This window comes from Marmoricola sp. Leaf446 (assembly GCF_001424755.1).
Taxonomy (GTDB): domain Bacteria; phylum Actinomycetota; class Actinomycetes; order Propionibacteriales; family Nocardioidaceae; genus Marmoricola.
Genome location: NZ_LMRF01000002.1, coordinates 397461 through 404658 on the forward strand (window position 1 = coordinate 397461; position 7198 = coordinate 404658).

Annotated in this window: 9 protein-coding genes; 7 read left to right on the forward strand and 2 right to left on the reverse strand. The window is 65.9% G+C overall.

The features are described from left to right. On the reverse strand, positions 1-925 hold a 925-nt coding region (gene mshD / locus ASG49_RS09935), incomplete at its 3' end, for a mycothiol synthase (protein ID WP_082534024.1). A gap of 27 nt (positions 926-952) precedes the next feature. Beyond that, on the reverse strand, positions 953-1669 hold the full coding sequence (locus ASG49_RS09940; RefSeq protein ID WP_056540933.1) for a response regulator transcription factor: 717 nt from the start codon (positions 1667-1669) through the stop codon (positions 953-955). A 91-nt stretch (positions 1670-1760) separates the two neighbouring features. Between ASG49_RS09940 and ASG49_RS09945 the strand changes: the two genes are divergently transcribed. The 7 genes from ASG49_RS09945 to ASG49_RS18250 form a co-directional block, all read left to right on the forward strand. Continuing rightward, positions 1761-2057 (forward strand): MoaD/ThiS family protein, encoded by a 297-nt coding sequence (locus ASG49_RS09945; protein WP_056540937.1) that lies wholly within the window; start codon positions 1761-1763, stop codon positions 2055-2057. A gap of 127 nt (positions 2058-2184) precedes the next feature. Then, on the forward strand, positions 2185-2940 hold the full coding sequence (locus ASG49_RS09950; RefSeq protein ID WP_162244513.1) for a class I SAM-dependent methyltransferase: 756 nt from the start codon (positions 2185-2187) through the stop codon (positions 2938-2940). Positions 2941-3151: 211 nt separating this feature from the next. Beyond that, a complete protein-coding gene (locus ASG49_RS18245; RefSeq protein WP_162244514.1) occupies positions 3152-4315 on the forward strand; it encodes an O-antigen ligase in 1164 nt (387 codons plus the stop codon). A 315-nt stretch (positions 4316-4630) separates the two neighbouring features. Then, complete coding sequence (locus ASG49_RS09955; RefSeq protein ID WP_162244515.1) at positions 4631-5302, forward strand: FkbM family methyltransferase; 672 nt, start codon at positions 4631-4633, stop codon at positions 5300-5302. Between the two features lie 326 nt (positions 5303-5628). After that, positions 5629-6066, forward strand: coding sequence for a thioredoxin family protein (locus tag ASG49_RS09960; protein WP_056540947.1), 438 nt, complete (start codon positions 5629-5631; stop codon positions 6064-6066). Positions 6067-6337: 271 nt separating this feature from the next. Beyond that, positions 6338-6805 (forward strand): DUF4395 domain-containing protein, encoded by a 468-nt coding sequence (locus ASG49_RS09965; protein WP_056540950.1) that lies wholly within the window; start codon positions 6338-6340, stop codon positions 6803-6805. Positions 6806-6851: 46 nt separating this feature from the next. Further along, positions 6852-7198 (forward strand): sulfurtransferase (locus ASG49_RS18250; protein ID WP_369814215.1); only part of this gene is annotated, 347 nt, incomplete at its 3' end.

Here is a 7198-nt window from a genome sequence, read left to right on the forward strand (position 1 = left end):
CGAGGCTGACGACCCCGCGGTACTGCACCTCGACGCGGTCGGTGTGGAAGCCCTGGTTGGTGTAGACCGCGACGGCGGGATCGTTGTCGCCGTCGACGTAGAGCAGCACCTCGTCGAGCCCGCGCGAGGCGAGGTGGGCGAGGCCCGCGTTGGTCAGGACGGTGCCGAGGCCGCGGCCGGCCGCCTTGGGGTTGACCGCGACGACGTAGACCTCGCCGTAGGGCGGCTCCTCGTCGCGGTGCTCCTTGGTCCAGTGGAAGCCGAGCATCGGCGGCAGTCCCGAGGCGTCGTCGGCGGGGACGGCGACGAGCAGCCCGGACGGGTCGAACCACGACTCGCTGGTGCGCTCGACGAAGTCGGCGTGGCTCATGTGGCCCTGCTCGGGGTGGTGGGCGAAGGCGCTCGCGTTGACCTCGAGCAGCGCGGCCTCGTCCTGGGGCTCGAAGCCGCGGATGACCACGCCCTCGGGCGCCGTCCAGGACGGCAGGTCGGTCAGCGCCCGCTTCATGATGCGCAGCTCCCGCTCGCGGGGGAGGCCGAAGTGCAGCGCCAGCCGCTCGGCGGCGGGGTGGTCGGCGTGCGACCACGCCTCGACGCGGCGGCCCTCGGGCAGCGCGGCGCTGGCCAGCGCCAGGCCGACCCCGTGACGGCGCGACTCGGGGTGGACGGCGAGGTCGACCAGGGTCTCGGCATGGCGGAAGGCGAAGCCCGCCGCGGGGGCGTCGGGGGCGTCGTCGCGGTGGGCGAGCCAGAGGTCGGCGTCGCGGAGACCGCGGTTCTTCAGCTGCAGCAGCGCCTGCTCGTTGAGGGTGGTGGCGCCGTCGTGCGCGGTGGTGGCGCGAGCGACCCGGCGTACGTCGGCAGCGGGGCCGGTCCCGGCCGCCCAGTCGAAGTCGTCGGCTGCGACGTGCGTGATGGCGACCATGGCGCGAACCCTAACGTCGGGAGGGCCTCAGCGGCTCGGGGCGTCCTCGCGCTCGCGGCTCTCGCGCGGCGGTGCGACGAAGCGGTAGCCGACGTTGCGCACGGTGCCGATGAGGGCCTCGTGGTCGGTGCCGAGCTTGGCGCGCAGCCGACGCACGTGCACGTCGACGGTGCGGGTGCCGCCGAAGTAGTCGTAGCCCCACACCTCCTGCAGCAGCTGGTCGCGGGTGAAGACGCGGCCGGGGTGCTGCACGAGGTACTTCAGCAGCTCGAACTCCTTGAAGGTCAGGTCGAGCACCCGCTTGCCGAGCTTGGCGGTGTACGTCGCCTCGTCGACGACGACCTCGCCCGACCGGATCACGTGCGCGTCGGGGTCGTCGGTGTCGGAACGGGCCGCCAGCCGGGCCAGGCCGAGGCGGATGCGGGCGTCGATCTCGGCCGGACCGGCGGTGTCGAGCACCACGTCGTCCATGCCCCAGTCGTGGGTCACCACGGCGAGCCCGCCCTCTGTCACGATCAGCAGCACCGGCTGGTCGGAGCCGGTGGTGCGGATCAGACGGCACAGGTCGCGCGCCTGGGCGAGCTCGCGGCGGCCGTCGACCAGCAGCAGGTCGTGGTCGGGCGCCTCGAGCAGCGCGCTGCCCTCGGCGGGCAGGATCTTCACCGAGTGGCTGAGCAGGGCCAGGCCGGGGAGCACCTCGGCGGACGGTTGCAACGCCTTGGTGAGCAGCAGCAGGGTGCCCATGGCACCTCCTGGGTGAGTTCCCGACCAACGGCCGTGCGACGGTCCATCTACGCTGATGAGAACGCCCCGACCAGAGGCAAGGATAACCAACGTGAGCGCTGCCCCCGACCCGAGCGTCCGCACGGCGACCGTGACGCTGCGCTACTGGGCCGCCGCGCGCCACGCCGCCGGCATCGACACCGACACCGTCGAGGTCACCGGCCCCACCCCGCTCTCGGAGCTGCTGGCCACCGCCCGCGCCACCCACGAGGGACGACGCTTCGCCGACGTGCTCGCCTGCTGCTCGGTCATGGTCGGCGACCGGCCGGTCACCACCGACGACCCCACCACCGTCCTCGTCCAGCCCGGTCAGAGCGTGGAGTTCCTGCCTCCGTTCGCGGGGGGGTGACTACCGTAGATGAGCCCTGGTTTGTGCTCCAACGGATCGATTGCCTGCGCGAACGCGCCTAGAACCGGCGCTGACGATGTCGGCGTGCGGGGCCAGCAGCGCACGAGGTCGACTATGGTCACCGACCATGCGGACCCCTGGTGAATCCTCACACGTCTTTGACTCTCCGCTGAAGGCGCGGATACGCAAAGCAGTCGTGGGCGGTGCTGCTCGCCTGGGCCTCGGGGTCGAGCCCCTCGATGACACCCGGACGTTCGTGAAAGACGACTCCACCAAACTGCCGGAGTTGGTGGCGCGGTTCGACTTCATTCCGGGGATGCTTCCTCAGCGCCGATGCATACACCTCTACATGCTGGCGTTGGGCGGCGTTCAGGGTGACATTGCCGAGATCGGATCATGGCAGGGAAAGTCGACGGCTTACCTTGCTCAGGCGTGCGCGGACACTGGCAACGGCATCGTCCATGCGATCGACACGTTCGAGGGAAATCCGGGGCATGAGCAGAATTACAGCGTCGGTGGGTCGAGGGTTAATCTGAAGGAGTCGTTCGTCGCCAATATGGAGCGTGCGGGTGTGGCCGATTGGGTGCGCATCCACGCCAAGTCGTCTATCGATGCCTTCGATGAGGTTAGTCGTGAAACCGCGGGGTTGCGCCTCTTATTTATCGACGGCGAGCACACCTACGAGGCAGTTAAGAATGACCTCGAATTGTACGCGAACTTGGTCCTGCCGGGCGGTTTGATCGTCTTCGACGATTACGCCCCAGGTTTTGAAGGCGACGTCCGCGCTGTGTTAGAACATGTGAGTTCCAACCCCGGCCGTTACGGTCGTCCGTTTCAACAGAAGAACACGCTGGTGTTACCGAGACTGCACGGCCAACCGTGAAGGCCTACACCCTCGCGATCTGATCGTCTTTAGTTGCGGTCCCCCGCGACCTGCGGACCAGGGGCACGATGCCCTAGTCTCGTGCGTCATGCAGGGTAGCCATCGCCGGGAAGACTGGGCTCGTCGTTTGCTCTGGTTGGGCGCGATTGCGCCGTTCATTTATTCTGCGGCCCGGAGTGCCGACGAGGTGACTTCCAATGGGCTTAGTCCCTTGGACCTCTTCCGCGGACTGGCGCCCATAGCCTGCGTGGTTCTCGCTCGCGCGTTCGCCAGGCCCCTACGCCACGGGAACGGACTTGCTGAGGCAAGTTTGATCTCGTTCTGTTTGATTGCTGGCTTATCGAGCGTCTGGTCTGACAGTTTCACCGCGACCGCCTTCAAGGCTATTCAGATGACTGGCGCCGCGTTGGCTGTACTCTATCTTGTCCGCTATTATCCGAGTTCCGACCGAGCCGTTCAGGGGCTCGCGACGGCCTGTCACGGATTGCTGATCGCTACGGGAATTCAGTGGGCGTTTTTCCCCGCCAATGTATACGTTTCAGAGGAAATCGGACTCGCGCCGAGATTAGGTAGCAGCATCCCGCAGGTGTCGGCAAACCCGCTCGCGTTCGTGGCTGTCGCAGGCTTGGCTGGGCTGCTCTTACGAGTTGGGCCTCGATTGATAACGAATAGCACTCTTGTCACGATTTCGCTCGGAGGGCTCTATGTCGCCGAGTTGATAGGTACCCGCACTCGGTCCGGAATCGCCGTCGGGATCCTGATGGTTGCAGTGGCTTTCTTTTCGCTAGCCAATCGTCGTGCCGCCCTGGTGCTCAACACAGTTCTGGCCATCTTGATTACCCTTGTCTGGTTGGGTCCTCGCTACAGCGACTCCGTGAGGACATACCTAACGCGCGGACAGGACCGCCAGGCTTTGTCCACACTGACGGGACGAACCAACATTTGGGGCCGCGCGATCGACGCGTGGCAAGACGACAAACTTCTTGGCTTGGGATACTTTTACGGCCATCGCGCCAGCATTCCCGGCCTGCCGCCAACACAGTCGAATCTCGACAGCACTTGGATTGAGGCCCTTGTGGACGTCGGTGTTGTAGGGGCGGCGGCGCTCGCGCTATTTTTTGCATCAGGGTTCGTTCGTTTGTTGCGCGGGGATATGGAGCGTGACGCGAAATTGTGGTCGGTACTGGTTGGCCTATACGGGTTGGCCATCTCTTTCGTCAATCCAACTATCCAGGCGCCGGGCGGAGCAATGGTCCTCCTCGCATTTGTTCTGTTGGCGAATGGTGCGGGCAGGCGAATAGACTGGCCCCTCGAGCGGGGTCCGAGAGTCGTTGCTAGCGGTGACGCCAGGGCTCCTGTCCCGGGGTCGTCTTGACAACTGAAACGAAGTCCCTCGACTGTCCTGATGCAGCCGCCGTGTTGATCCTGGCGCGCATCATCGATGGTGCCCGATCTGCTAGCTCGCCTAGGTGGCCTTCGCCGTATTTGTTCGCTCGACCGGCGGCGGAGCTGCGACCGTCGTAGGGTGCGGCACATGTCTATCGGTGCGCGTCGGCTCGCAGTCAAGGTTTGGAACCACCCTGCGAATGAGGGACGGCGGGGGCGGCAGCTCGCTCGCGCTGTCGCTTTCCAGGTTCGTGGACGTTTGCTGGGGCAGCCGACTCTCATCCGAGTCGGGGCCCGTTCGACGATGCTTGCTTCCCTCGACAGCAGTGCCTCGATCTTGGCTGCATACGCGCGGCAACCAGATTACGCCGAGTGGCAGGTGTGGAAGCGGTTCCTCTCCGTTGGCGACGTCTTTGTGGACGTCGGCTCGAACATCGGCACTTACAGTGTGCTCGCCGCTGAGGTCGGCGCCTACGTGATCTCCGTTGAGCCCGATCCGGTCAATGTGTCACGCTTACGTCACAACCTGGAACTCAACAATTATCAGTCCGAAATTTGGGAATGCGCCCTCACCGCTCGTAAGACAACGCTCAGCTTCAGTGAAGAACTTGATTCGATGAATCATATCGTTATGGCTGGCCAAGGTCGAGCGGTTCTTGGAGAACGCTTCGACGACCGCATCGCCGGGCGCCATGTACGGGGCATGAAGGTCGATGTCGAGGGCGCCGAGCGTCAAGTTGTCATCGGGGCCTTGGAGGCACTCCGCGGGCGCCGCATAGACCTGCTCCAGCTGGAATGGAACGAATGCGCCCAGACAAACTTCGGAGAATCTCGGGCAGAACTTAAAGCCGTGCTGGACGAGGTGGGCTATGAGCTCTACCGACCGACGAGGGCCGGCAAACTTGTCCCGACTGGCTCAGAGGAGGGCACTGACGTGTTCGCTGCACGACCCGAAGCGGTCGCATCGCTCTTGTGAATGGTTGTGTCCCAAGGTTACCTGTGCGTCTTCGATAAGTTGGAGTGGCGAACTCTCCCCGCCAAGACGGTGGTGTAACTGGGCGTAACCAACAAGGGGGCGCAGCCATCAAGATGGCACCTGGGGTTCCGCCCTTTCTCAGTCATCTTGGTCTGTAATGATCCTCTGTACCAAACCCAAGCATGTGCTAGCGGCCTTGGGTGGCGGACGTGATTGCTGCCCGAGGCGGCAACTCAAAACGGTCTAGCTCCAGCCTGAGAGGCAACCGTTAGCGGCCGAAACAGGTAGGCCCGGAATGCGATTGCGCCCCTGGTCGTTCATCGTTCATGTCCCTAGGAACTGCTGTCCTGCTGGCCGCCCTCATCGTGGCCGGCCTGTTCGGCGGCTACCGCGCCCTGATCGACGGGCGTTTCCGCCGCGAGCCCGCCGTCCCCGAGTCGGCGGAGGAGCCCTCGCTCCTCGCCGACACCCCGTGGGTCGACGAGGCGGGGGAGCGGGCCACCCTGCTGCAGTTCAGCTCGGCCTTCTGCGCCCCCTGCCGCGCGACGCGTCGCACGTTGAGCGAAGTCGTGGCGGTGACTCCGGGCGTTGCGCACGTGGAGGTCGACGCCGAGCAGCACCTCGACGTCGTACGCCGCCTCGGCGTCCTGCGAACCCCGACCACGCTCGTCCTGGACGCTCACGGACGCGAGGTGACGCGCGCGTCGGGCGCCCCCAGCAAGCAGCAAGTGCTTCACGCGCTGGCAGCGGCGGTCGAGGCGTGACCGTCCAACATGTGAGCAAGGTGTCCACATTTCGGGACGCGATGAGCGTCGGCCGGATGGAGTTGCCTAGGGTCGCTCTCGTGCCCACGACCATGCTGACCCGTCGCCGCGCAGTCGACCACTGCCGCGTGCGCTCGTCTCTGTGTCGAATGTCCTGACGCGACCGCACCCCGGGCCACACCGGCCGACCGATGAGGTGCGTCGTGCCGCCCGCGCGTCCGAGCGCTGGCGACCACCGGACACCACCGTCGTCGAGGCCACCAGGAGAGCCATGTCGCAGCACCAGGGTCAGATCGACCCGCGCGGACCGCAGTTCAATGCCGTCCTCACCACTGCCGTCCTGGCGCTGAGTCTCCTCACCGCCCCGGGCGCCGTCGGGGTCGGCCTGCTGGCCGTGCAGGCCGTGCTCTTCGCCGCTGGGGTCGCGCTCGGCGTGCAGCGGACGCCGGCCGCGTGGCTGTTCCGCCACCTCGTGCGGCCGAGGCTCTCCGCTCCCGACCACCTCGAGGACCCGCAGCCCCCGCGCTTCGCCCAGGCGGTCGGCCTCGCCTTCGCCGTCGTCGGCCTGCTCGGCTACCTGGTCGGCCTGCCCGTCCTGGGTCTGGTGGCCACCGGTCTGGCCCTGGTCGCCGCCCTGCTCAACGCGGTCTTCGGGCTGTGCCTGGGCTGCGAGATGTACCTGCTGATCCGCCGCGTCACCGGCTCTCGGGCCGAGCGGCGTACTCCTGCCAACGCCTGACCCCCCTGATCCACCCGTTCCCCACCACCGAGAAGAAGAGGCACACATGAGCCGCGAGAACGCACTGGTCGACGTCGACTGGGTCGAGGAGCACCTCGACGACAGCAACGTGGTCCTGATCGAGGTCGACGAGGACACCTCGGCCTACGACAAGGGCCACATCCGCAACGCGATCAAGCTCGACTGGACCACCGACCTCCAGGACCAGGTCCGTCGCGACTTCGTCAACAAGGAGCAGTTCGAGCAGCTGCTCTCCAGCCGCGGCGTCGCTAACGACTCCACCGTGGTGCTCTACGGCGGCAACAACAACTGGTTCGCCGCCTACGCCTTCTGGTACTTCAAGCTCTACGGCCACCAGGACGTCAAGCTCATGGACGGTGGCCGCAAGAAGTG